We start from the raw sequence: 22,500 nt of genomic DNA, 5'->3' as shown, positions 1-22,500 counted from the left end.
ATCATCGGGCACTATAGTTTGGAGGCATCATGGGCGCGCGCGTTAAATTCGTATACAGCGATAGGTTTGCGGGGTACGATTTCTCACCCACGCATCCCATGCAGCCGATTCGCCTCAAGCTTACCTACGATCTACTTAAAGATTACGGCGTGTTCGATGGCCCTAAGCTGCAAGTGGTGGAAGGCCGGGAAGCGAGCGATGACGAGCTCATGCTTATTCACTCGCCCGAGTATGTCGATGCGATCAGACGTATAAGCGAAACCGGCGAAGAGAGTATGGATACCTATGAATACGGCATCGGCTACGGCGACAATCCCGCGTTTAAAGGGATACACGAGTCATCGAGTTTGATTGCCGGCAGCTCCATCGTCGCGGTCGACCTGGTGATGAGCGGTGAGGCCGACCATGCGATCAATATCGCGGGGGGTCTGCACCACGCTATGCGCGACAGGGCGTCGGGTTTTTGCATCTACAACGATTGCGCCATGGCGGCCGAGCATGCGGCTAAGGCTTACGGCGCGCGCGTAGCCTACCTGGATATCGACGCCCACCACGGCGATGGCGTGCAGGTTGCGTTTTACGACCGCTCCGATGTCCTTACGATTTCGCTCCATGAAGACGGCAAGTTTCTATTCCCCGGTACCGGGTTTGTTAATGAGGTCGGCACCGGCGAGGGAGAGGGTTACTCGGTTAACTGTCCGCTCGAACCCGGCACGTACGATAGGCTCTACATCGCAGCTTTTAAGCAAATCGTCCCGCAGATTATCCGGGCATTTAAACCCGACCTTATCATTTCGGAAAACGGCTGCGATACCCATTACACCGATCCGCTTGCCGGCTTAAGCCTTACTACGGATGCGTATGAGTATCTATACGCCATGATTCATCATCTTGCCCATGAGGTATGCGATGGTAGGCTCGTCGCTCTCGGCGGCGGCGGTTATCAGGCGTTTCAGGTAGTGCCCCGGGCGTGGGCATTGCTCTCGGCCGGTTTGGCCGATATTCATCTGGATGATTACACGCCGGTGTCGTGGCAGTCGGTATGTTCCAAGAGCGCCATGGCTGCGTGCCCCGTCAAACTTCGCGATAAGACGCTGCTGACGCTCGGGCATCCCGATTCGCTAGAGCGCAGGGTTTCCGGTGTCGTGCAGAAAGTGCATGAAAAAGTATTCCCCTATTTCGGTCTCTCGAAGGATGCCGTTTCTTAATTGACAAAACCGCCGCAACGCAATACTCTTTTGAGCATGGGTAAATACTCTATGCATGTTGAAAAAGACTACTTACGCTTCAGTGCCGCGCATTTTCTTATCTTTGGTGAGAAGTGCGAGCGCCTTCACGGGCACAACTATGCTGTCTCAGTGTACCTGGAAGGGGAGCTCGACGAGGATATCGGCTATATCTTCGATTTCATCGCGCTCAAAGAATTTGCCGAGCACCACTGCAACGCGCTCGATCATAAGACAATCATTCCGGCGAAGAATAAAAACGTAACCATAAACGAGAAGGATACTTTTATCGAAGTTATGTTCAGGGATAAAAAATTCTCGTTGCCGGAAGCTGACGTCTTAATCCTGCCGATCATGAATTGTACCGCAGAGCTTCTGGCCTGTTACCTGTGCCAGAAGATTAAAGCCGACCTCGAAGACACCGATGTCGAAAACGTAACGCTGATTCGCGTCGGCGTCGAGGAATCACCCGGTCAAGCGGCATATTATACCGAAGAGATAAGCACTTAGAACCTGCGCAATATATTAGCACAAGCACCCTCACTTACATTCAACCACCGTCCTGTTGTATCGTTAAATAACCCATAGATTGGAAGTATGGCCGGTAAAGTAAGCCCAAGTGAAACCGTTACTTGCTAGAATTTCACGGGTAGATACGCGTAAGAGGTGTGGAATGTGTAGATTGTTCGCGGTAAGCGCGGATTGCCCGGTCAATATCGAATACCCGATTCTTGAAGGCCCGAAGCCGTTTATATGACTTTCCCTCAAACACCAGGATGGTTGGGGAGTCAGTTATGTTGACGAAGACATGCCCGGTGAAGAGCGCCCGATAACCGTGAAAGCGCCCGGTCCGGCTATCGGCGATGAAGTGTTCTTCAACCTCATTAAAGGTTTGATTACCCGCCTTATCATCGTCCACCTGCGCGAGGCCAAGCTCGGTGAAAAAACGATTGAAAACACGCATCCGTTTGCAGCGGACGGCTGGGTTTTCGCGCATAACGGCACCATAGAGCGATATCAGGAGATGGAAAAAGAGCTGCCCGGTGTTACGTTTAAGGGGCAGACCGATTCCGAGCGCTACTTTCACTTCGCCTTGAAACATATACGAGAAAAAGGCGGCGTCAGGGAAGGTATTATCTCCGCGATCGATTGGATCAAAGCTCACGGTCTTGAAGGCGGGCGAAATTTTCTTATGTCCGACGGACGGTCGCTTTACGCCTATCGATGCGGGCGCGACCTGCACTATACGGTTCGCGAAGTGCTACCGTGTGAGGGCGTAGATGTTCTCAGTATAGACGAGGGCGGTACCCGCCCGGATAGCAAACCGGTTCGCGTCGTAGTGGTCGCCTCGGAGACGCTGACCGATGACAACTGGGTTGAGCTTCCCGAAGACAGCCTGCTCATAGTCGATGAGCACCTCAGAATTTCGGTCGAGTGCTTAAGCCGCGCCGAGTCGCAATGTTGTTAAGCGCGGCGAATGGCTTCCAGTCGAAGCACCCGAAGGCCCGGAGAACTTTGGCCAAGGTTCTAGACCCCGAACATATTTTCGTATATTCTAGTGCTAAGCAACCGGCTGACCAATGGAGTAGCTATGGATTTATTTGCAGCAGTTTTACTTGCACTCGTTATCATATTAATCGTAGCGGTCGTGCTGCTTGCGTTTAAAAAGCACGTTCCAACCGACGCCTCCGTGCTTCGAGACACCCTCGAGCGGCAGAATTTGCTGATGCAAGATGTAAAATCGCGCTTGGAGTTCGGTGGGCACAACCAGGATATCCTTCGAGAAGAAATCCAAAAAACCCAAATTGCGGTGCATGGTTTAAAAGCGGAATACGACGCGCGCAAGCACCTCGAAGAAGAAAGCCGCCAAGTGGTTAAGCGGCTTGAAAACGTTATCGTGGGCAGTTATTCCAAAGGGCACGCAGGCGAAAATATCCTTAACGAGATATTTAAGCTCTTCCCCCGTGAGATGATCGCCTACAACTTCCCGGTAAACGGTAAAGTGGTTGAATTCGGGCTGGTGCTGTCCGATCGCAAGGTGCTGCCGATCGACTCGAAGTGGCCCGCCACAAGTTTGCTCATTGCGATGGAAGAAGAAACGGACGAAAAAGTAAAGCTCGGGCTGGCCGACCAGGTCGAAAGGGAAGTCGCCAGGCGTATTCGGGAGGTATGCCAGTACATCGACCCCGACGTCACCTCGCCGTGGGCGATTGCCGCGGTTCCCGATTCGGTGTTTTCGATCTGCAAGCGGGCCTATCTGGATGCATATAAGCGGCAGGTAATTCTGATGTCATACAGCATGACCGTCCCCTACATCCTGACGTTCTATAGCCTTCACCTGCAGTATTCACGCTCGGTCGATATGGAGAATTTACAGGCGCACCTTATCACCATCGGGCGCCAGCTCGATGAAATGGAGCAAATCCTTGAGAATAAGCTGGCCCGCGCCAACACCATGATCACCAATGCGTACGGTGAATACAAGCAGCTCATTTCGCGGATTCGCGCTTCGACCGCGTATCTGCAGGCGGCCGAAGCCGCCGATGACGCCCAGGTTCAACCGCAACTCGAAGAGGCGGGTAAGTAGTTAAGTGCGCTCCTTAAAATGCCGATTATGTAGGTAGGCTTTTAATTAAGGAGCACACGTGGGGAAACGTCATAACCATGCGCATACACATGCGCATACACACGAGCAAAACAACGATCACAACTTCAGGTATCCCAACCCCGAGCTTGTCGCCGGCCAGTGGCTCGATAACGCATCCCACGATCTCGAGGTTGCGGACACGCTCTTTATAGCCGGGCACTACAGTTGGGCGGCGTTTGCCTGCCAGCAAGCTCTGGAGAAGCTCTTAAAAGCCGGATACGTAAGATCGCGTCACAAAATTCCACCGCATGTCCACAAGCTTGAACGCCTGGTAGCGATCATGAAGCTTGATCCGCCCGAAGAATTCATTGATGATATCCTTGAGCTCGACCAGTGCTACACGTCGACAAGGTATCCAGGCTACAAGAACACGATGTGTGCGTTAAGCCAAGAGGAAGCGCGCGACTACCTCTACAAAGCGACAAAGGCATACCGATGGCTAGAACAAGAACTGATATTATAAAAACGATAAACCGCTTCATTTTGGAAGCCAAGAACCGGTTCGATATTGAGAAGGTTGTCCTTTACGGATCACAGATAACCGGCGATGTCGACGAGTGGAGCGATATCGATATCGCCGTAATATCGGACGATTTCGAAGGTATCGATTTGCGCCAGCGCCTCATGCTTCTCAATAAGATCGCCTGGGAACAGCAGGTTACAGAGATAGATGCGCTCGGCTACACGCAAGCCGAGTACGCGGCGGAAAGCCCGCTTAGTTTTTCCAGTGAGATCAAAGAAAACGGCATTGTCGTGTACGAGAAAAGGTAGCCTCTTCCCCAGATACGCCTCCCAGATTTGCTACGTTTAAGATGCATATCCCAGGGTATCCCGAAAGTAGCACCTAAACGGGAGGTATTTTTATGGTTTCTACATCGAAAATTTCACAGTTTTTGGAAGGTATTGCATTTCCTGCAAATAAGCAGGATATTCTTAGTTATGCACAAGATCAGGGCGCACCGCAGGACGTATTAGGAGCGCTCAGGCAACTTCCGGACAGCAAATACTTCAGCATGGCGGGAGTACAGGAAGCGGTATGTGAATACTGTCGAGCCGCATAGCACGAGTGAGTGTTTCGCAAGCACTGGGTTTCCTTTATAATTATAAGCTTAGTACTCGCATAAGCGCCGTTCTTGTGCTAAGTAGCGTACCAGGTCTTTAAATATGCGTTCGTGCAGTAATTTAAGGTTCGCCTGCTTATTTTGTGGTAAATCTGGGAATATATACAAAGCGCGTCTCTTATGCAATGCTCGTTAGTTGCCTACATGTTGAACCATGGAGTATTCTGATATTTGCGCGCTGATGCTCGAGAAAGGGGATGGCAATTTGGAGGTACAAGTGTTGCCCGGCCGCATTCCTATTATTGATGTTAATGGAGAGATCGATCATTATGTTGTTCCTGAATTAGAGAGCAAGATAATGGCCTTTATAGATGAGGGAAACCGGTCGATAATCCTGGACTTTTCAGATGTAAGCTACATCGATAGCGCGGGCGTCGCCCTAATAATTTTGAGTATTCAGAAAAGCAGTCCCATGGGTGGAAAAGTTGGGCTGGTTGTTACAAATAAAAACGTGCTACGGATTCTAGAGATAGTCGGCATAACCAAGTTGGCCGAAGCTTTTTCTTTGTACTCCAGCGTGGACGAAGCCTTAGCAGATATGACGGGAGAGCGTAGCCTTGGAGAATGACATAAGAGGCAACGAGGGGACAACCGAAAAAATCCATAGGAAACTCGATATGCAAAGCCATCGCAAAAACCTTGCCGTTATTCGAGAAGAAGTCGAAGACATTGCGCGTGGCTGCGGTTTTACCGATAACGACATCTATCAAATGAAAGTCGCTGTCAGCGAGGCTGCTGCAAATGCTATCGAGCACGGGTCGCCGCTTGGCAATAAGAGCAAAATCCATGTCACCGTTGATTGCGATGCGGAGAAAATCGTCATCGAAATTGCCGATGAAGGCGTATTCAAAGCCCGCTTGCCGGTAACCGACGGACGCCCAAGCCACCGCGGCAGGGGCATCTTCCTCATGACCGCGCTCATGGACCAGGTCAGCATCACCGAGCACCAGGAAGGCACGGTCGTGCGCCTGGTAAAATTCAAAGAATCCAGCAAAGAACCCGATCTCTCAGCGTTCTTGGCGTAAGCACGACCAAAGGATTATGAGCCCCGTACTCTCCCAATTATCACGTATGCGTAATCACCCCGCTTTCTTATTCGTGATTATTGATATTGTCGATGCTTGGGAATAGTTATTCTAAAGGTTGCCATGAATACGCTCTTGATGCGTAAGCTAGGAAGCGCACCACACTTGATTCTAAGTGCGAGTTTTGATAGAGTGAATATCTGGTTTTGAGATAATTTCATAAAACTGGGCCCTTAGCTCAGCTGGTCAGAGCAGGGGACTCATAATCCCTTGGTCGTAGGTTCGAATCCTACAGGGCCCACAACTATAACACCTGGTAGTAAGCTTATATGCTTGCTACCTTTCTTCTTTTACGGGGCTTCGTGGTAGCGCTATGGTAGCAAAAATCTCGTCAAGCTTTTTAGCGGTACCCTTTTCACTCTCCGGGAGGACGTGGGCGTAGATGCGGAGCGTAATGGAGGGGTCGGCATGGCCTAAAAGCTTACTCACTTCTTGAATAGGAACGCCAGCATTGAGTAGTGCTGAAGCATAGGAGTGGCGCATATCGTGGGGTGTAATGCGGTGTATCCCCGCTCGATCTAATGCGGGGAAGAAATAGCGCCGTGTGAAATTCTGATAGTTTAAGTGGTTGCCCTTCGTGTTTGTAAAGACTAAATTGTCCTTATTCTCCTTGATGTGTTGCCGCTGCCAGGATAGGTGTTTTAAGAGCAGGACAACCGTATCTGATGGTATGGGGATAGTGCGTCGCGATTTCGTGCTCTTAGGTTCATAGAATGTACCGTTTATGCGCACGCCGGTTAATATCGCCAAATTCGCAATCGAGCGCACACCCTTAGAGTTTTTAAATATGGTGCGCCGAAACGATTTTAAGAACCTCCCCGATGAGGCGATTGACAAGCTCGCCCGCGCCACTATGGGTTCGCTTATCGGGGCCGGGGTCTATCTATACGCAAAGCAGGGGTTAATTACCGGAAGCGGCCCGACGGATAAGGCACAGCGCGACCAGATGTACCGTCGTGGGTGGCAGCCGTACAGCGTTAAAATCGGCGATACCTATTATTCATACCAGCGCCTTGAGCCGCTTGGGAGCGTAATAGGGCTTGCCGCCGATTACGCTGAGCTTTCCGAGACGATGGACGAAAACGATATTGCCTCAATAGCCGGTAAGGTGTCGCTTTCAATTAGTAGAAACTTAATCAGTAAAACCTTTATGAAGGGACTCTATGATCTCTTAAACGCTATCGCCGACCCGGTGCAGTATGCTGAGAATTGGACGGAATCTCTCGTTGGAACAACTGTGGCAAGCATCGTTAGTTGGGCGGCAAAGCTCAAAGACCCGACGCTTAGAAACCCCCAAGGGGCGGCAGAGGCGATTAAAGCGCACATCCCCGGCATGTCAAGCTCAGTACTGCCGAAGGTTGACGTTTGGGGTAGGCAGATTAAGACGCAAGGAAGCGCCGTGTTTCGGGCGCTCTCGCCATCAAAAGCGACGCGTGTTGTAGACGATGCGGTTGAAAATGAAATCGCAGAACTTGGGCTAGTCGTTCACCAACCGGGAAAAACCATAGCGGGCGTTAGTCTGGACAAGGGACAATACTATGGCTACCAGGTGTTAAGCGGCAAGCTCGCAAAGCAAAGGCTTGATAAATTAGTCGCAGCAGACGACTACAGAGCGGCCTCCGTCATTGAAAAAGAGAGCATGATTCAACAGACCATTACTAAGGCGCGCCAAGAAGTCGGATATGCCGCACTTTTACCTAAACTACCTGGCGGCAACTCGATTATAACTATGAACACGCAGGTGCGCGAGCTCAAAGCAGAGGCAAAGAAGCGCGACTATAAGTTGACGCGAGATGATTCTACGGCGCTTCGTGAATGGTATTTAGGCGAAATCGATGCGACGCTTAAGCAAGAGGTTATACCATCCGCTAAGGGAAAATCAAAGGCGGGATGGGAGCGCTTCTACGAGGTATGGTCGCAATTACAGCAGATTATGGTTGAAAATGATGCTGCCTGGGACTCCGAGAAGATGGCAAAAGTACGGGCATGGTACAACGACGAGGTACGCGTCACTAAAGCGGACAACCCGGAGTTTGCAAAAGAGTTTGAGCGCTATCCGGCGGCGGCATGGGCTAAGTATTAAAACAGGGCTTTTAGTATTTGCAGTACGCCAAGCCAGATAGCGTCATACACCAGCTCAACGATAAAGCCGCCAAACACTAAAAAAACGATACCTAAGACTATTTCTCCGATAAGCTTCACGTTAGACCTCTTTTTGAACAGCTTATCACTATTTTAAGGAGATTATACTAAAAATGACACGACCGGTCAGTAACGCGCCGCAAGTCGGGGCCACAGCGCAAAAACAACAGAAATCGTATTACTTCCCCGTGACGGGAAACGCCAAGTATTCAGACGACTACGGCAATGCCCGTGTCGGGCACACCCACCAAGGCAATGACGTGTTCTCGGCAGAGGGCACCCCGGTCGTTGCGGTTACCTCAGGTCGGATTTATGCAAGATGGTACGGCGATTCCAAGGGAACCATCGGCTGGCGGGTCTGGCTTATCGGTGACGACGGCAAATCGTATTTGTACGGGCACCTGCAAGAAAATTCCATTGTGGTTAACTCGGGCGCGAGGGTGAACGAGGGGGAGATGCTTGCCCGTGTCGGCAAAACCGGCAACGCGAAAACGACCCCGGCGCACGTTCATTTCGAGGTCTACGATGGCACGCCGGACAACAAAAAGAAGCGCTATAACCCGTTTACCTGGTACAAGCAGGTTGCTGCGGTAAAACTACAGGATGTCGGCACTCCCAAAGGTTACATCGGAAACTATGCGACGCTTGAGCGCGAGCGCGGCAAAGAGGCCACAGCGGATGTAGCGGCGTATAATATAAAACTCAACCAGCTCGGCTATAAAGGGCCGAGTGACAATGAGTTTATCGCGTATGCGCTACTTAACGGTATCTCAGCCAATACCCTTGCGCAAACCAGCGGACAGGGGCTTACAGCATCAGAGCGATTAACCCTGGCAAACCAGCGCCATGACTTTGAAACCAACATCAAGGCGACGTATAAGGATATGCTCGGGCGCGAACCGGATGCCAAGCAACTCAATTCATACTTGACGAAGTTCGATACCACGATGGGAACGGACATCAACCTCGACGATGTAAAACTCTTAGTCACAAACTCCAAAGAATATCAGCAAAAGGTAACGCAAGAGAGCACGCCGCAAATCTTACAGTTTTACCAGGAGTACACCGGACTTGCCGATGCCTCTAAAACACCGGGGTTTACCTATGTTATGGGTAAAATCGCGCACGGCGAGTGGGATACCAAGCAGGCGCAAAACTTCATCATGCAATCCCCGCAGGCTACCAACTACGCCAAGTCACAGCTCGGCCAGCAATTTGATAATTTAGCGAAAGAACAGTTGGGGTTGGCGACGGTGAGCGAGGCGAATAGAGCGTTTGCCGTAAACAAGATGCAGCAAGGATGGCAGCAGCGGCAAATGACCGAGTATTTCCGCTCGCTTGACGACTTTAAGAACCGTTATCCCGGCATCCGCGACGACGAATCTATCGATGGGTGGGATGCCAGAGTTGCAAAGTTAAACGCGGCTTCGCATGAGTATCGGGGCGTCTCCTTCGACCCCTGGAACAATGCAGATGACCTGCGAGCGCTAACCGGAGGTGGATCCAGTGGCGGAAACAAGGCTTAGAGATTGGGTGGCGGCCGCAGGGCGAGCGTTTAGTTATGATGAGGCCCGCAACACCATCATCATTGATGGGTCCGAGTATGCGGTAAAAGACATCGCTACGGGCAAGTACCCGTTCTTAAAGTATAACGCGGGCGGCTATGTTACCGTCGTCGACCCGGCGGCTTTTGGCAAATCGATTACCGAGAACTCACCGGGCAAACTTGAGATGAGCCCGCAGCCGACCAGCGACGACAACATCATTAAAAACTGGGAAGTAGCGGCAAACATTCGCCAGGACCCGCAAAAGTACCACAAGCTCTTTGCCGATTTTAATATGGGGTACACCGGCGATATAGCGGATAAGCTCTACCGAAACGCCGAAGGGACAGAAAGTTTGTGGCGGCAAATCAACGACATGGAGCGGCTGCAAGGGTTCGCCGACGTTCACAAGTTCTACAACCCGGATACCCCATTTACGCTTGAGACGGCCAAGCAGTATGAAAATACCTATTCCAACCCGCAGGGAGTGCAGAACTTCTTTAACGCACGCGACAAGCTAGCGGCCCACGGCGTTGAGATTAAAGACTTATTCAACTGGGGCGGGATAAGCGTAAACGACGAGACGCTCATGAACATGTTCCAAGGCAAGACCGGCGCTGAATCGTTGCAGAAGCAATGGGATGATTTAGTCAAAATGCGAGAGGGGGCCACCCGTGAAGAAAAAGCGCGTCCGCAAACCATATTTGACGAGTCCGGGCTAAGAACACCGGGCTTTTCCAAGTCCTACATTTAAGCGTCCACCTTGCATGACGATAAACTGTAAGCGCATATGAAAGCACCCATGAGGGTGCTTTTTTAATTCCCTTAATTTTAAAAGGAGAGATTAACCGTGGCAGAAGAAACCACAACCACCGTCCAGACGGGCGAGGAAGAAACCACAACCACCCCAACCGGTGAAGAAACACAAACCATCGATACTTCGGCGCTGGCTGATGAAATTCTCTTAAGCGTCACCAAGCCGGAAGGATTAACAAGCGAGAGCGACGACGATGACGATGAGGATGATTACACGTCGGAGCCGGACGAAGATGACGAGAAAGTTGAAATCAGCAAGGCGGAGCTGGCGCGTTTACTTAAAAACGAGCGTACCGCCAAGAAGCATATGACCGGACAAGCGCTTAAGAGCATTAAGAAAGAATACCCGGACGCCGACCATGAACGCCTAGTGGCACTTGCCAAAGACGGGGCCAATAAAGAGCGCCTCTTTGTTGAGGCCAGGCGCGACCAGACAGCGTTTAACCGGGCGGCGCAGCGATTCGCCGGATCCGCTAAGCCGGTCATAGAAGCCGCCGTTAAAAAGGCGACCGAAGAAATATACGCACAAAACGGCCAGCCGCATATCGATGTCGTTACCGGCAACAGCAAACTCGCCCAGCTTGAGGCCGAACTAGCAGACGCCAGGACCAAGGGCACGACCGTGCAGGCCGTTGCAATCAAGAGACAGATTCACGAGCTGCAGCAAAAGCAGCGAACATAAGGAGTGAGATTACATGCCTATTAATATTTCCGCACCTTCAACAGTGTGGAATAACGTTAACTACGCCGGGGAGCTTTTCACCGCCGATGAGACAAACACGCCGTTTCTGAGTATGATCGGCGGGCTGACCGGTGGCGGGCTTGAAACGCACAACTTCGAGTTCCCGACAGACAGCCAGTACGACTTCCCGACGGCGGCGCAACCGGCGATTACGGAAACGGCGAGCCTGACCGCGCCGACCGCGATTAGTTTTTTGCGCAACCAGAGCAAAAACGTCACGCAGATTTTCCATGAGAAAGTCTCAATAAGCTATGCGCGCCTCTCGAACCAGTCCCGCATGAGCGGCATCAACACCGTCGAGCAAGAAAACAACGTACCCAACGAAAAAGATTTCCAAATTGCCCGTGCGCTTGAGCATATCGCTCGCGACGCCGAGTACACCTGCCTTAACGGTGCGTACCAGATCGCAACGAGTGCGGCTGTGGCGAATAAGACCCGCGGCCTAATCGAGCTTTGTACGGTGAACACGGTCAATGCTTCAAGTGCGACGCTTACCAAGGCGCTCATGGATTCATTGCTCCTTGTGATGTACACCAACGGCGCTATATTCAAGAATTGCGTCATTTGGTGCAACGGCTTCCAGAAGCAGAAAATCTCGGACGTTTACGGCTACGCGCCGGACCATCGCACCATCGGCGGCGTGAACATCCAGACCATCGAAACCGACTTCGGCCCGCTCGGTATTAAGCTTAACCGCTTCATGCCTGCAGGCACCGTTTTGGTCGCCGAGATGAGCGTCTGCACCCCGGTGTTCCAGCCGGTACCGGATAAAGGCAATTTCTTCTATGAGGAACTTTCAAAGAGCGGCGCGGCTGAGGAAGGCCAGATATTCGGCCAATTCGGACTGGCCCACGGCCCGGCATACCTGCACGGGAGCCTGACGTCTCTTGCAACATCGTAAGTAATACTCAAGTACAAAATGGCGGAGGGGTGTAACAACCCCTCCGTACTTGAAAGGATAATCACATGGCAACATATTCAGGATATGATTTCACCCGCATAAAGCGGGTCGTCGTCAGGACGTTATTTAAAACGATTTTCGATGTGACGAGCGGACACAACCACGACGGCACCAACTCGAAGGCCGTAACGGTCGGCACTGTAGCGGATGACGCTATTACGACCGCCAAGATTAACGCGCTTGCGGTAACGGAAGCCAAACTTGCAGCCGGTGCAGTAACCACTGTCAAGATAACTGATGCAAACGTGACCCTTGCAAAACTCGCCGCAAGCGCGAAGGCAAAAACGTATCGCTACCAGGTTGAGGATTTAGCCGCAGGAGCGGACATCGCGGCTCGCTGTATTCTGTCGGCGCCGACTGGTATTGATATTACCCTTACGAGTGCAAAGATTATCCCACAAGGGGCTGCGGCAGGCGTTGATGACGCCAATACGAGCGTGTGGGCGTTGACCGATGGAACCAACACCATCGTAACCGACACCTATGACACCGCACCGGGGTTCCCAGCAGCAAATGCAGTTACGTCGCTCGGGACGCTTGATAGCACTTACAAAGTACTATCGGCAGGAGAAAAGCTATATCTGACCGTAACTAATGGCGCTACGGCTAACCTGCCCGGTGTAATTATAGAAATCACCTATACCGAGGCGGACGCGGCATAACCAATATAGAGGAGCCTTAACCGGCTCCTCTATCTACCTTTTACTTTTTAGAAAAGCGAGGAATTTATATGAGATTTTATTCAAAAAACCCGTCTCAGTGCGTGTGGGACAAAGAGAAGGGTGCAATGCTGTGCAAATTCGAGAACGGTATATACCGCAGCGAAGATGAACGAACGATTGCAATTCTTACAAGCCTTGGTTACGACAAACGCCCTGTGGCGCCACAACCTGAATTTATATGCCCGCTGTGCGGGCTCGACTGCGCAACCCCGGAAAAGCTCGCCCGGCACCTCATGAAGGGCTGCGAGGCCGAAGGCGCACCCAAGGAGATGTACGTAAAGGTAGCGCCTACTCCAAACGTCGCCGATCCCAACGAGGAGCGCGCCGACGAAGCTAAAGAGCCGGTGGTCAAAGAAATCGACGCGTCCGGCTACATCAATATGAGTTACAAAGATCTGCAAGATGCAGCTAAAGCGAGGGGCATTAACCCCTTCGGCATGAAAACGGAAACAATCATCGAAGCGCTGAAGTCATTCGGCAAGAGCCAGCAGTAAGGAGCGAGTATGCCCACGTTTGGCGTAGACTTTGATATCGAAATAGGGGGAGTGCTGTTTCGTAGCGCGACCAGCCCAAACTTGCCCAAAGACATCATCGCCGAGGAAACAGTCGCGCCGAAAATCACGACAGCGGCCAACCGGGGCATCCAGGACTTTAACGAACTTACCGCGCGGGTTTATTCCGCATGGCAAGAGGGCATGGGTCAGGATATATATAGAACCGATGCCCCATTTAGCCCGAACAGGTTCAACACCTCAAGCGGTATCAATATCAGTGATGCGGGGAAAATCAGCTTAATCGCCGACAATACGCTAAAGCAAGCGATAACTGGAGTTACCACGTCCGATAATCCTTTCTGGTCGCATATAAGCGTAGCCCGTATCCACAGGGACACTATCTGGATTTGTTATAAGAAATCAAGTGATAGTAAGTGGTATATCGGAAAATACGATACAAGCGCCGGGACGTATTCCGAAGCGCTCGCACCGGAGAACGGGGGTTACAACGCGACAGATATTTGCTTTATCGGGTCGGTGCCGTATATAACCACAGACGCAGGAGTATATAAAGGTGCGATCAACTTTAATATTTCAAGCTACACGATTGTAAATAACACGACAGGGGGGTATCGCATGGTCGCGTGGGAGGGCGACTTATACCTTGTAAGTAGTTCCCCAGAGTTTACTAAAGTTACGACCAGCGGCACCGCTACCAGCCTAAAAACAAATATGACCGGCTACTATTTTATCGATATCACCCTGCACCAGAACCAACCTATTGTGCTGGCAAGCACGTATTCTGACGACGAATGTTTATTGTACGCATATGACGGCTCCACTACGTCACTGTTCGCACGGCTCCCAAAAGGTTTTGTCGGGCGGAGCATCACCGGCTATATGGGTGTGTTGTATGTGTGCGGCAGCATCGGGGGGCACCCGTGCGTACTGGCGTTTGTCGCCGCTATCGGGCCTACGCAGCTGTTCTATGATGACGATATAAGCGGTTTTGTTCGCAGATGCGACGGCTATTTAGATAACGTATATTTTGCGATACAGGGCTACGGCGGCATAAGTAAAGAAACTACAGTATCAGGACAGTCCGCCGGTTATGTCAGCGCAGTGCTGGTAAAGAACGGAGTAAAGCATGTCGTTATAGTTGATAGCGGCATTTACGGTGAGAGCACTAATAAGGTAGCCTCGGGCTATCTCACATCCGGTATGGACTACTACGACATGCCGACGCAAGACAAGGTGTACACCACCGCAAAGCTTTTGACCGAGCCGCTGCCCGTCGGTTCTTCTGTCCGCGTTTACTACCGGCTTGATTCTGATTTGTCTTTTACCGAGCTTTCCGCCGTTGATCGGCACGACGATACCAATGCGACTTCGAAAACCTACAACCTCGTTGGCGGAAGCGGGGATTATTTAATAGGCAAAGGCATTGAATTTAAGGTGGAACTGTACCGAGCCACAGACACTACCGTTTCCCCGATAGTGACCTCTTTGGGGTATTTCTTCGCGCCGAAACTGCCGCTTAAGCACACATTTAAAGTGGCGCTTGCCTCGCATGATTACGCGGATACGCTTATTAAAGGGCAGAAGGACACCCGAACCGGGGGGCAGATAATAGCGGCGCTAGAGGCGGTATTAGTCTACCCTACCTTTACGTATAGGGATAGTAATTATTCCAATACTGCAAGTACGGTTCGCCTGACCAAGAAGCTCTACCGCGAAATCGTATCCGACAAAGGCAAGCAGAAGTTTATCTATCTTGAACTCAAAGAGATATAGCAGCATACATATCTTGATGATTAACCAGCACCTATTGGGTGCGTTTTTATTTGGAGGGGCACATGGCAGACTTTACAATTGAGCATCATCTTGAAGGCCAATACGAGATGGTCAAAGCCTACTACGAGGGTGCAAGCAGACACTTCTACGCTATGATGCTTAGCTCCGCTTACGGCAAGAGCACAACGGCAAACGGCACCGTCTCCAGCATATCGGGCAATGAGCTTGACCCGGCAGTCGTGGGCAACTGGTACACCAAGGGCGGGATGCTGCTCTCAAACATGACCGTTGACAAATACAACAATCGAGTCCGAGCCGTGCTGCCCGCTTTTGCGTTTAATAACGCCACGTTTAGCAACATGCGCTATATCGTAGTCGTCGAGGCGCGAGGCGTCGCAACGGGCGGATTTCCTTACGACCCTGGTTTGTCGATTGTTCATGGTATACTCGACTACCAGGAGAAAAAAGCTGATAGCGGGCTTGCCTGGGGCGTTGTCTTTAGCAGCGACGGTTACTACAATTTAGGCGTGAGCGCCTCAACAGACAGAAAGCCCACGCTTTCTCTTGCTAATTTCTCAATCACCGGTATTACCCAGGGTGGCTACCTTGCTAAATACGTCGGCGCGGCAAGCGTAACCGATCCCGACAATGCCGGGGCCAGCATCTATTTTGAGATGTGCCAGGGTAGTACCTCCAACCCGGCTAATATTGTCGGCGACGGAGCAGGAACCACGCTCTTTACCGGTACTGAAATTAATTCGACCGGTAGCGGTGTATTCATCGTCAAAGCGAACAGCGCGGGGCAGGTAACGGTATCTTTACGCGCCATATCCGCTGAATCCGGCGCGGGTGCGTATATAACGAAAACCATCACCATCCCCGCCAACCAGCCGCCGACCGTTCCCACCGGTCTGTATGATTACAATAAGACTATCAACAGCTGCGCGATTGGTTTTACCGGCTCAAGCGATATCGACGGCTATGTCAGAACGTATCGGCTTTACAGCAATTCGGTTAATGACGCGAGCACGGCTACGCAATACCTTGCAAACACCGGGGGGACGCTAGGCTCGCCGCCGTCGACCGTATTTAACGTATCTGCTCAAACGCCAGGCTCCACTGTATATTTCTGGGTTACTGCAGTTGATGATACTGACAATGAGAGCGTAAAGTCAGCTGTTTTAGTTATTAATTTCCCAACCAATATGCCCCCTAGTGTTGTCCCGGCAAATATCTTGATTGCATCGGCATCCGCTACGACGCCGGGCACGGTCGATAGCGTCAATATCAAAATAGGAGCGATATCGAACGCCGATATTCTAAAGACAATCCGTATCGGGTTCTTTAAGAATACTGAACTGTTAGACAAAGACGCGGCTTACGCGACTGCGCTATCCGAGGGCAGAGCATTTGAGCTTGTTGTCGGCGTTGGCGATGCGGCAATTACTGCGATTCAAGGTGGCTCCGGCTACACTAAGACCGCTCTTGGGCTCATCCACGATACGACCTATACGCCAAGCGCCAAGATTGAGGAAACGAAATCCGAAGGAGGAACACAGTGGGGAAATTGGGTACCGGCTGCTGCAACTATCGCTTACATATCTCCGACAGAGACGTTGGCAAGTGTCATGGTTAACTCGCCGACCGCAGTAACTATCCAGGGCACAATCAGCAACCCGGACGGCCCGAACGTAACCAAGTTAAAGTCATCTATTGGTGCTGCTACGATAGCAGATAACGACCCGACTAACATAGGCTGCATCCAACAGGAATTTACCGGCCTTAATATCGCTAACGGTGGAAGTTTTACCATCCAGGCGACCGGGTTGACGATATCAGGAGTCAACCAGTATAAGGCGTGGGTGGATGGGCTCGATACTATTGCAGGTTATGGAGCGTGGACACCAACGCCGATCACCTTTGCCCACACCGCACCGACCGCCCCGGTTTTAGGTACGCCGACAGTAGGCTCAACAACGCTACAAGTCGCCGTAACAACGGCTACGACGCTCTCAGATAGTGCGACGCTCTCGGCATATAACTGGTATAAGCGCGAAACCGGGCAAAGTATCTGGGTATCAGATGGAACTGGATCTGCTCCGCATACGTTTAGCGGCCTTACCAATGGAGCGAGTTATGACCTGTGCTGTGAGGCGGTTGATAATTATAGTGCTATAAGTGCTAAGAGCACCGCAGTTGTTGCGACCCCCGGCGTTGAAACGCTGGATGCTAACTATTGGGCGGCGGGAACGCGTGGGGCCAACGGAGTAATAGGCCCGACTAGCGGCAGCGGCTACAGAGAGCGTGCGGTAAAATTCACCTGTGGTAAGACCGGGAAACTAAGCAAGGTTGACATTCCTGTTTACTACTACCAGGGAACCGCCGCTAATTTGGTAGCAGAGATACGCGCTGATAGCTCCGGCACTCCCGGACCGGTTATCGGTAGCGGAACGACTATACCCTCATTTACCAGCCCCATAGACGAAGCTGGCGGGATATCTTCACCGCGAACCGCCGTTATCTCGGGGGCCAGCGTTACCAACGGACAAGTGTATTGGGTGTCGCTGCGGGTGCCAAGCGGTGACACGTTTTATGGGTGGGTGAACAACATTGGCACCGCAGTGGGGGTGAACTATACCCGCACAACAACCAATGGATCGTGGGCAGAGGATGCGGCACAAGACCCCTTGCTCTTTAAAACCTATGTTACGGGTTAGCATGAAGCAATACTATCGCTTGAGCACTTCGCGGTAATACATCTTAATTGTTGGATTGTGGCCAGGGCAAGAGGCGTCGCAAAGGCCGTGATTGACCACTGCTGAGAAGTGAGGGCTATCTTGTGGATACGTGCAAGCAGGAACGCCCGGAGATTCGGGGCCATAGTCGTGTTCGATATAGTGCGAGCACACGTCAACCTCGTAATCACCAAAAAAAGTGTTCAGTAAGGCGGTAAGGCCAGAGGTGACGATACACAATAGCTTGTTCATAGAACGATTATAGCATATGTACAACAAGGGATAACACCATGTCTACCTATCTTGGCATACTAGAGAAATACCAGAATAATGAGCGGGTTATTGCCGGTTTTGTTGGTAATTCGGTAGGCTGTGGATACTATGCAAATAATTGGGACTATCTTGTTGAAAAGCTCAATATGCAGCTTACAACGGCAAGCAGGATTGATACGCGAGTGCAGAGCATGGCGATACAGCTGAGGGCAATGCTTAAAGCGAAAAACGCCCAAAGCGACCTCTACAACCTCTCTGGTGATGGGTGGTGTACTGAGGACCATTTAGGCAGGGGTACGCATGGAGTCATAGAAGGCATCCCCACTATAACGGCGCTTGCCGCCATGAACCCCAAACCCGATATTGTTTTTATCGCTCTCAACATCAACGACCTAAACCATCGCATCGGTCTTGGAGCGGGGCACATCAATTGGACTATGTATTGTGCTAATACGCGAACCATGGTACAGCAATGCTTAGATAATGGCATGGTTCCGGTTCTCGTTAAAGAGGGCAACGTAACTATGGGAACCGCTGATGGGAAGTCCTACGCCGACTATATCGCGGAATACGACGTGGTTGCGGATGAATTTGCGGTACAAGGGATAGGGCTTCTTGATACCTACACGTCAACGCTTACCGCAAGCGGCATTATGTATGATAGTTTGCACCGTAATCAGGCAGGTCACTATTTAGGCTTTGCCGATTACGAGGAATGGTTCAACCAACCGTTAGCGCTTGGGTTCACCGCACCAACCGTCACCAAAGTCGGCGAAACCCTGCAATTCGACTGTGATATCGCAAATTTCATCAGCCTCACCGACACTATGGTATTTCAGTATAAGGTGGGTGCGGGGGCATGGCTGCCGATGGCGACAGCGCAACTCGTAAGCGGCAGAACATACCGATCAAGTGTGCCCTACGCAGTGGCGGTCGATGATGTGAGCTTTAAGGCGCGGGCAACACGTGGGGCTACTTCGTATGAGTCTAAAGTAGCCGTGTATCCGGTTGGAACGGTCGGTAATGTAATTGTTCCGAGCATAGTAGGGCTTGCCCCGAACATCACTTTTGGCGGTGCAGGCGAAGCGAACGTACACGCACTAACGTTTTCCTCAAATATCACGCATGGCGAAACCGGCTATGCGTCCGCTCACTCGTTGCCATTCAGCGGGACGGTGAGCGTGGGTGCGAGTGCGCGGCTATCGGCATACTCAACCGCTTTTGAAATCCCTGAGGCGCTCTACCAGGGCGGGCTTTATTCTATCAAACCCTCTGTCGCAGCAGCAGGACAGGAAATAGATGCCGCAGAAACAGCGATGAAAAGAGCGGAGGCCGCAGAGATACCTATCGGTATTTCGCTAAATCGCGCAGCATTGCCGGGCGTAATAGGGGCACCGGGCGGCATGATTCGCGCCATACCCGGCAGCATGGATACCAGTAGAGCCGCCCTGGATGATTCCGCACCGAAGCAGAGCCAGCCAAAAAGTACGGGGCTCAGACGTGCGAACCCTCGCAAGCTTAATTAAGGAGATGCGAACATGACGATTACCGCGCAAGATATATTCGACATTATGGCAGACCAGCTCGACAACTACCCGCGCTACGGGCAAGGAAGCTGGACGGCAGACGGCGTTAAAACGGTCTACGGGCTCTTAACGCCTATCGTGCCATCATCCGATGTGGTCAAAGTAGCGACGGTTACGAAAACCAGGGGCACGCAATATACGATTGACGACACGACCGGAGAGATAACTTTTACGACGGGTAATGTCCCGACCAACGGACAAGCCATAACGTGCGATTGCTCAACGCTTCGTTTTTCTCACGCGGCGATGCTTCGCGGCATCAAAAACGCCCTATCTCCCTACTATTATGAAACTATCGATAAAACTCTGTCGGCTACGTCCGGCGCCGACAGCGTGGGCGTATCTACCCTCGGGGCGCTTAGGATTACGTTCGTCGAGTTTAACGTCGGAACAGCAACGGAACCGGTATGGAAACCCGCTAGGTGGTGGAAACCAGATACGGCGCACAACCCGCGAACGCTCTTCTTTAAGTACAAATTTGCAAGCGCTATACCGCTTCGCATCAAACACACGGTAGCTTTCTCAACGTCCGGGCTTACCACGGCATCGAGCACACTTAGCACCGCTTTCCCGACGGAACCAGCGGCTATCGAAGTGCTCGCGCTTTCTGCGGCGTACTCCTGCGCAAGCGGCGCCAGGTACAAAAGAATCGCCGATTCCGGTTTCCCTGAGGTTGCCGACGACATGGCGGTTAAACCACCGGACTACCGCACGCTTGCAAACGATATCTACGCGATATTCGAAAAGAAGGAACAAAACATTATTCATCTACTCAAGCCTCCGGTGACGCGCCAGCCGCGCATCGGGTAAAGGGGGTTACTGTGAAACGGTTTGCAAAGCCCATCCATGAGCTTGTCCCTGCGCCGCACAACACGAGCCAAGAGAGGCTTGCTATAGGCGAGCTTCGCAAGAAAATCAGCGGGGTTAAAGCCGACGTGGAAAAAGTGAAAGCGTCGCAAGGGATTGAGAAAAAATAAACCTACGCGGCTATAACGGATGTTTTTATTTTAAGGGAGGCGGTATGGCAGAAATGGCAGAGCGGATCGCAACGCTCGAAGCAGAATCGGAACAAAATAAGAATTATCACGTAAAACTCAATGGGAGCCTGGATAAGATATGGACAAAGCTTGATGAGATCACAAATGTGACGCTGAAGAGGTACTCACCCATTACGACGATCACATGGGCGGCGCTCTGCTCGCTGTGCAGCGCTTTGATAGTCTATATCGTGACGCATTAGGCCATAGGAAACCATTACCACGTGCTAAAAAGTGGCTTAAAAAGGCTCTCATAGCTTCATAAATAGGCATTAATTAACCGCTTAGCCAGCGGTTTTTTTATTTGGAGGTGATAACGTGAAATACGCAGTCACGGAGCGTCTCATCCACCACAACCGCGGCCATAAGCCGTTAAAGCCAGTCGGATTGGTCGTCCACTCGACGGTAACACCCGGAGCGACCGATGAGGCAGAGCAACTGTATTTCGACAAAGCGGAGCGCGGTGCTTCGGCGCACTACTTCGCCGACTGGGACTCAATTACGCGCTGTATTCCTGAAAACGAGCGCGCCTGGCACGCCGGCCCCACGGCTAACGCCAAGTTCCTCTCAATAGAGATGTGCGAACCGTCGGGTTACGACCCTGTGAAGTTCGCCCTGGTGTGGGGCCGAGCGGTCTGGTTTGTAGCCGATTGCTGCCTGCGCTACGGATGGGGAGCAGACCACATCTTAAGCCACGATGCGGTCTCCAAGAAGTGGCACGAAACCAACCATACGGATCCCATCGGCTACTTCGTAAAGTACGGGCATACATGGGCTAACTTCGTCGGGGCGGTCTCGCGCACGATGTCGAGTCTACGGGTAGAGCGCTCGAAACAGACTCCAATACAAAAGGTGGTGACGAAGTTGGGAACGATTTTCAAGGACCTCGATGATAACGATTACAGTGCCGAGGCATTCAAGACGCTTAAGAACTTAGGTATCTTTCACGGAGACGCAAAGGGTAATGTTCACCCGGATGACCCCATCAAGCGCAAAGACCTCGCTATTGTGATTCACAACCTACTCAAACTAGAAAAGCGCGTTTAGGAGATAGGCATATGTTCGAAATAAAAGTGCCAGCCCCGGCTCTTCGAGGGTTTTCTCGCAAAGCGGCTGGCTACGAGATCTCGCTCATGAGCACCGAGACTGTTCGGACCACTCTCTTTGGCGAAAGGCTCATCCTGGCACACACCGAGGACAAGCCGGAGGCGATGCTCAAAGCCACCTACTGGGCGCTTGCAAACGCCTGGCGCGTAGTATGGAAACAACGCTTCTCATTAGATGAATCATTCTTGTTAATCAAACCGCAAATAAAGGAAATGATCGCATGTTAACGCTATCTGCAAATGTAACGTATATGGCACTCACAATTTTCTTAATTACTGCAGTTCTTAAGAATAGCGTACTTAAGAGAACCGACTCATCATTTTTGGCGTTATGTGTCGCCATCGTATTAACACCTGTCGCTATGGCAAGTGGTTATCTTACGATGGATTTTAAGTCGGTCTTAGATATGATAGTTGCTCTATTTGGCGCCAAGTTTAGTCAGGATGCTATCGTAAAGCCTATTAAGGA

The 22,500-nt window shown here is 51.4% G+C and carries 25 protein-coding genes, 1 tRNA gene and 1 pseudogene; 25 read left to right on the top strand and 2 right to left on the bottom strand.

Features of this window, described 5'->3' with window-relative positions; translation table 11 throughout:
• Positions 1–29: 29 nt before the first annotated feature.
• From VGK02_06400 to VGK02_06355, 10 genes and pseudogenes are all read left to right on the top strand, one after another.
• On the top strand, positions 30–1,208 hold the full coding sequence (locus VGK02_06400) for an acetoin utilization protein AcuC (protein ID HEY3374674.1): 1,179 nt from the start codon (positions 30–32) through the stop codon (positions 1,206–1,208).
• The gene (locus VGK02_06395) at positions 1,209–1,736 is read left to right on the top strand and encodes a 6-carboxytetrahydropterin synthase (GenBank protein ID HEY3374673.1); all 528 of its coding nucleotides are present in this window, start codon (positions 1,209–1,211) and stop codon (positions 1,734–1,736) included.
• A 268-nt stretch (positions 1,737–2,004) separates the two neighbouring features.
• Positions 2,005–2,694 (top strand): annotated as a pseudogene (locus VGK02_06390) (class II glutamine amidotransferase).
• Positions 2,695–2,817: 123 nt separating this feature from the next.
• Entirely contained in the window at positions 2,818–3,813 is a 996-nt protein-coding gene (gene rmuC / locus VGK02_06385; protein ID HEY3374672.1) for a DNA recombination protein RmuC, read from the top strand.
• Between the two features lie 58 nt (positions 3,814–3,871).
• Positions 3,872–4,336 carry a HEPN domain-containing protein gene (locus VGK02_06380; GenBank protein ID HEY3374671.1) on the top strand — a complete coding sequence of 155 codons (465 nt, stop codon included), beginning with the start codon at positions 3,872–3,874 and terminating at the stop codon, positions 4,334–4,336.
• On the top strand, positions 4,309–4,644 hold the full coding sequence (locus tag VGK02_06375; GenBank protein HEY3374670.1) for a nucleotidyltransferase domain-containing protein: 336 nt from the start codon (positions 4,309–4,311) through the stop codon (positions 4,642–4,644). The genes VGK02_06380 and VGK02_06375 overlap by 28 nt, the downstream gene beginning before the upstream one ends.
• Positions 4,645–4,736: 92 nt before the next feature.
• Positions 4,737–4,934, top strand: coding sequence for a DUF2795 domain-containing protein (locus tag VGK02_06370; protein HEY3374669.1), 198 nt, complete (start codon positions 4,737–4,739; stop codon positions 4,932–4,934).
• Between the two features lie 265 nt (positions 4,935–5,199).
• Positions 5,200–5,562 carry an STAS domain-containing protein gene (locus VGK02_06365; protein HEY3374668.1) on the top strand — a complete coding sequence of 121 codons (363 nt, stop codon included), beginning with the start codon at positions 5,200–5,202 and terminating at the stop codon, positions 5,560–5,562.
• On the top strand, positions 5,552–6,019 hold the full coding sequence (locus tag VGK02_06360; GenBank protein HEY3374667.1) for an ATP-binding protein: 468 nt from the start codon (positions 5,552–5,554) through the stop codon (positions 6,017–6,019). Before VGK02_06365 ends, VGK02_06360 begins: the two co-directional genes overlap by 11 nt.
• Before the next feature lie 227 nt (positions 6,020–6,246).
• Positions 6,247–6,320 (top strand) — tRNA-Ile (locus VGK02_06355).
• Between the two features lie 35 nt (positions 6,321–6,355).
• On the opposite strand, the gene VGK02_06350 is transcribed toward VGK02_06355, so the two are convergent.
• Positions 6,356–6,811, bottom strand: coding sequence for a site-specific integrase (locus VGK02_06350; protein ID HEY3374666.1), 456 nt, complete (start codon positions 6,809–6,811; stop codon positions 6,356–6,358).
• Between VGK02_06350 and VGK02_06345 the strand changes: the two genes are divergently transcribed.
• A complete protein-coding gene (locus VGK02_06345) occupies positions 6,804–8,162 on the top strand; it encodes a hypothetical protein (protein HEY3374665.1) in 1,359 nt (452 codons plus the stop codon). The two genes, VGK02_06350 and VGK02_06345, sit on opposite strands and share 8 nt — an antisense overlap.
• Here VGK02_06345 and VGK02_06340 read toward each other — a convergent pair.
• Complete coding sequence (locus VGK02_06340; GenBank protein HEY3374664.1) at positions 8,159–8,281, bottom strand: hypothetical protein; 123 nt, start codon at positions 8,279–8,281, stop codon at positions 8,159–8,161. The genes VGK02_06345 and VGK02_06340 overlap by 4 nt on opposite strands.
• Positions 8,282–8,334: 53 nt before the next feature.
• Here VGK02_06340 and VGK02_06335 point away from each other — a divergent pair, with 53 nt between their 5' ends.
• The 14 genes from VGK02_06335 (at position 8,335) to VGK02_06270 (ending at position 22,259) form a co-directional block, all read left to right on the top strand.
• Positions 8,335–9,747 carry a M23 family metallopeptidase gene (locus tag VGK02_06335; protein ID HEY3374663.1) on the top strand — a complete coding sequence of 471 codons (1,413 nt, stop codon included), beginning with the start codon at positions 8,335–8,337 and terminating at the stop codon, positions 9,745–9,747.
• On the top strand, positions 9,728–10,519 hold the full coding sequence (locus tag VGK02_06330) for a hypothetical protein (GenBank protein ID HEY3374662.1): 792 nt from the start codon (positions 9,728–9,730) through the stop codon (positions 10,517–10,519). The genes VGK02_06335 and VGK02_06330 overlap by 20 nt, the downstream gene beginning before the upstream one ends.
• A 96-nt stretch (positions 10,520–10,615) precedes the next feature.
• Positions 10,616–11,263 carry a hypothetical protein gene (locus VGK02_06325; GenBank protein ID HEY3374661.1) on the top strand — a complete coding sequence of 216 codons (648 nt, stop codon included), beginning with the start codon at positions 10,616–10,618 and terminating at the stop codon, positions 11,261–11,263.
• A gap of 13 nt (positions 11,264–11,276) precedes the next feature.
• Positions 11,277–12,224, top strand: a complete 948-nt coding sequence (locus VGK02_06320) for a DUF5309 family protein (GenBank protein ID HEY3374660.1) — start codon at positions 11,277–11,279, stop codon at positions 12,222–12,224.
• Positions 12,225–12,289: 65 nt separating this feature from the next.
• Complete coding sequence (locus VGK02_06315) at positions 12,290–12,946, top strand: hypothetical protein (protein HEY3374659.1); 657 nt, start codon at positions 12,290–12,292, stop codon at positions 12,944–12,946.
• A 68-nt stretch (positions 12,947–13,014) separates the two neighbouring features.
• Positions 13,015–13,500, top strand: coding sequence for a hypothetical protein (locus VGK02_06310; GenBank protein HEY3374658.1), 486 nt, complete (start codon positions 13,015–13,017; stop codon positions 13,498–13,500).
• Between the two features lie 9 nt (positions 13,501–13,509).
• A complete protein-coding gene (locus tag VGK02_06305; GenBank protein HEY3374657.1) occupies positions 13,510–15,294 on the top strand; it encodes a hypothetical protein in 1,785 nt (594 codons plus the stop codon).
• Between the two features lie 62 nt (positions 15,295–15,356).
• Complete coding sequence (locus VGK02_06300; protein HEY3374656.1) at positions 15,357–18,011, top strand: hypothetical protein; 2,655 nt, start codon at positions 15,357–15,359, stop codon at positions 18,009–18,011.
• Between the two features lie 308 nt (positions 18,012–18,319).
• The gene (locus tag VGK02_06295; GenBank protein HEY3374655.1) at positions 18,320–19,828 is read left to right on the top strand and encodes an SGNH/GDSL hydrolase family protein; all 1,509 of its coding nucleotides are present in this window, start codon (positions 18,320–18,322) and stop codon (positions 19,826–19,828) included.
• A 12-nt stretch (positions 19,829–19,840) separates the two neighbouring features.
• A complete protein-coding gene (locus VGK02_06290; protein ID HEY3374654.1) occupies positions 19,841–20,698 on the top strand; it encodes a hypothetical protein in 858 nt (285 codons plus the stop codon).
• Between the two features lie 11 nt (positions 20,699–20,709).
• Positions 20,710–20,865, top strand: a complete 156-nt coding sequence (locus VGK02_06285) for a hypothetical protein (protein ID HEY3374653.1) — start codon at positions 20,710–20,712, stop codon at positions 20,863–20,865.
• 44 nt (positions 20,866–20,909) lie between these two features.
• Positions 20,910–21,128, top strand: coding sequence for a hypothetical protein (locus VGK02_06280; GenBank protein ID HEY3374652.1), 219 nt, complete (start codon positions 20,910–20,912; stop codon positions 21,126–21,128).
• Positions 21,129–21,243: 115 nt separating this feature from the next.
• On the top strand, positions 21,244–21,972 hold the full coding sequence (locus VGK02_06275) for an N-acetylmuramoyl-L-alanine amidase (GenBank protein ID HEY3374651.1): 729 nt from the start codon (positions 21,244–21,246) through the stop codon (positions 21,970–21,972).
• An 11-nt stretch (positions 21,973–21,983) separates the two neighbouring features.
• The gene (locus tag VGK02_06270; GenBank protein HEY3374650.1) at positions 21,984–22,259 is read left to right on the top strand and encodes a hypothetical protein; all 276 of its coding nucleotides are present in this window, start codon (positions 21,984–21,986) and stop codon (positions 22,257–22,259) included.
• Positions 22,260–22,500: the final 241 nt, after the last annotated feature.

It is taken from the genome of Candidatus Aquicultor sp., from assembly GCA_036504445.1.
Classification (GTDB): domain Bacteria; phylum Actinomycetota; class Aquicultoria; order Aquicultorales; family Aquicultoraceae; genus DASXVE01.
The sequence above is the reverse complement of the archived record's forward strand: the minus strand, read 5'-3'. Positions and strand labels throughout refer to the sequence as shown.

What these genes read in the sequence shown, in the direction of transcription:
- VGK02_06290 (HEY3374654.1), top strand. Translation starts at nt 19,841, where the DNA reads ATGACGATTACCGCGCAAGATATATTCGACATTATGGCAGACCAGCTC.
- VGK02_06335 (HEY3374663.1), top strand. Translation starts at nt 8,335, where the DNA reads ATGACACGACCGGTCAGTAACGCGCCGCAAGTCGGGGCCACAGCGCAA.
- VGK02_06280 (HEY3374652.1), top strand. Translation starts at nt 20,910, where the DNA reads ATGGCAGAAATGGCAGAGCGGATCGCAACGCTCGAAGCAGAATCGGAA.
- VGK02_06310 (HEY3374658.1), top strand. Translation starts at nt 13,015, where the DNA reads ATGAGATTTTATTCAAAAAACCCGTCTCAGTGCGTGTGGGACAAAGAG.
- VGK02_06300 (HEY3374656.1), top strand. Translation starts at nt 15,357, where the DNA reads ATGGCAGACTTTACAATTGAGCATCATCTTGAAGGCCAATACGAGATG.
- VGK02_06370 (HEY3374669.1), top strand. Translation starts at nt 4,737, where the DNA reads ATGGTTTCTACATCGAAAATTTCACAGTTTTTGGAAGGTATTGCATTT.
- VGK02_06400 (HEY3374674.1), top strand. Translation starts at nt 30, where the DNA reads ATGGGCGCGCGCGTTAAATTCGTATACAGCGATAGGTTTGCGGGGTAC.
- VGK02_06345 (HEY3374665.1), top strand. Translation starts at nt 6,804, where the DNA reads ATGCGCACGCCGGTTAATATCGCCAAATTCGCAATCGAGCGCACACCC.
- VGK02_06375 (HEY3374670.1), top strand. Translation starts at nt 4,309, where the DNA reads ATGGCTAGAACAAGAACTGATATTATAAAAACGATAAACCGCTTCATT.
- VGK02_06320 (HEY3374660.1), top strand. Translation starts at nt 11,277, where the DNA reads ATGCCTATTAATATTTCCGCACCTTCAACAGTGTGGAATAACGTTAAC.
- VGK02_06270 (HEY3374650.1), top strand. Translation starts at nt 21,984, where the DNA reads ATGTTCGAAATAAAAGTGCCAGCCCCGGCTCTTCGAGGGTTTTCTCGC.
- VGK02_06305 (HEY3374657.1), top strand. Translation starts at nt 13,510, where the DNA reads ATGCCCACGTTTGGCGTAGACTTTGATATCGAAATAGGGGGAGTGCTG.
- rmuC (HEY3374672.1), top strand. Translation starts at nt 2,818, where the DNA reads ATGGATTTATTTGCAGCAGTTTTACTTGCACTCGTTATCATATTAATC.
- VGK02_06315 (HEY3374659.1), top strand. Translation starts at nt 12,290, where the DNA reads ATGGCAACATATTCAGGATATGATTTCACCCGCATAAAGCGGGTCGTC.
- VGK02_06295 (HEY3374655.1), top strand. Translation starts at nt 18,320, where the DNA reads ATGTCTACCTATCTTGGCATACTAGAGAAATACCAGAATAATGAGCGG.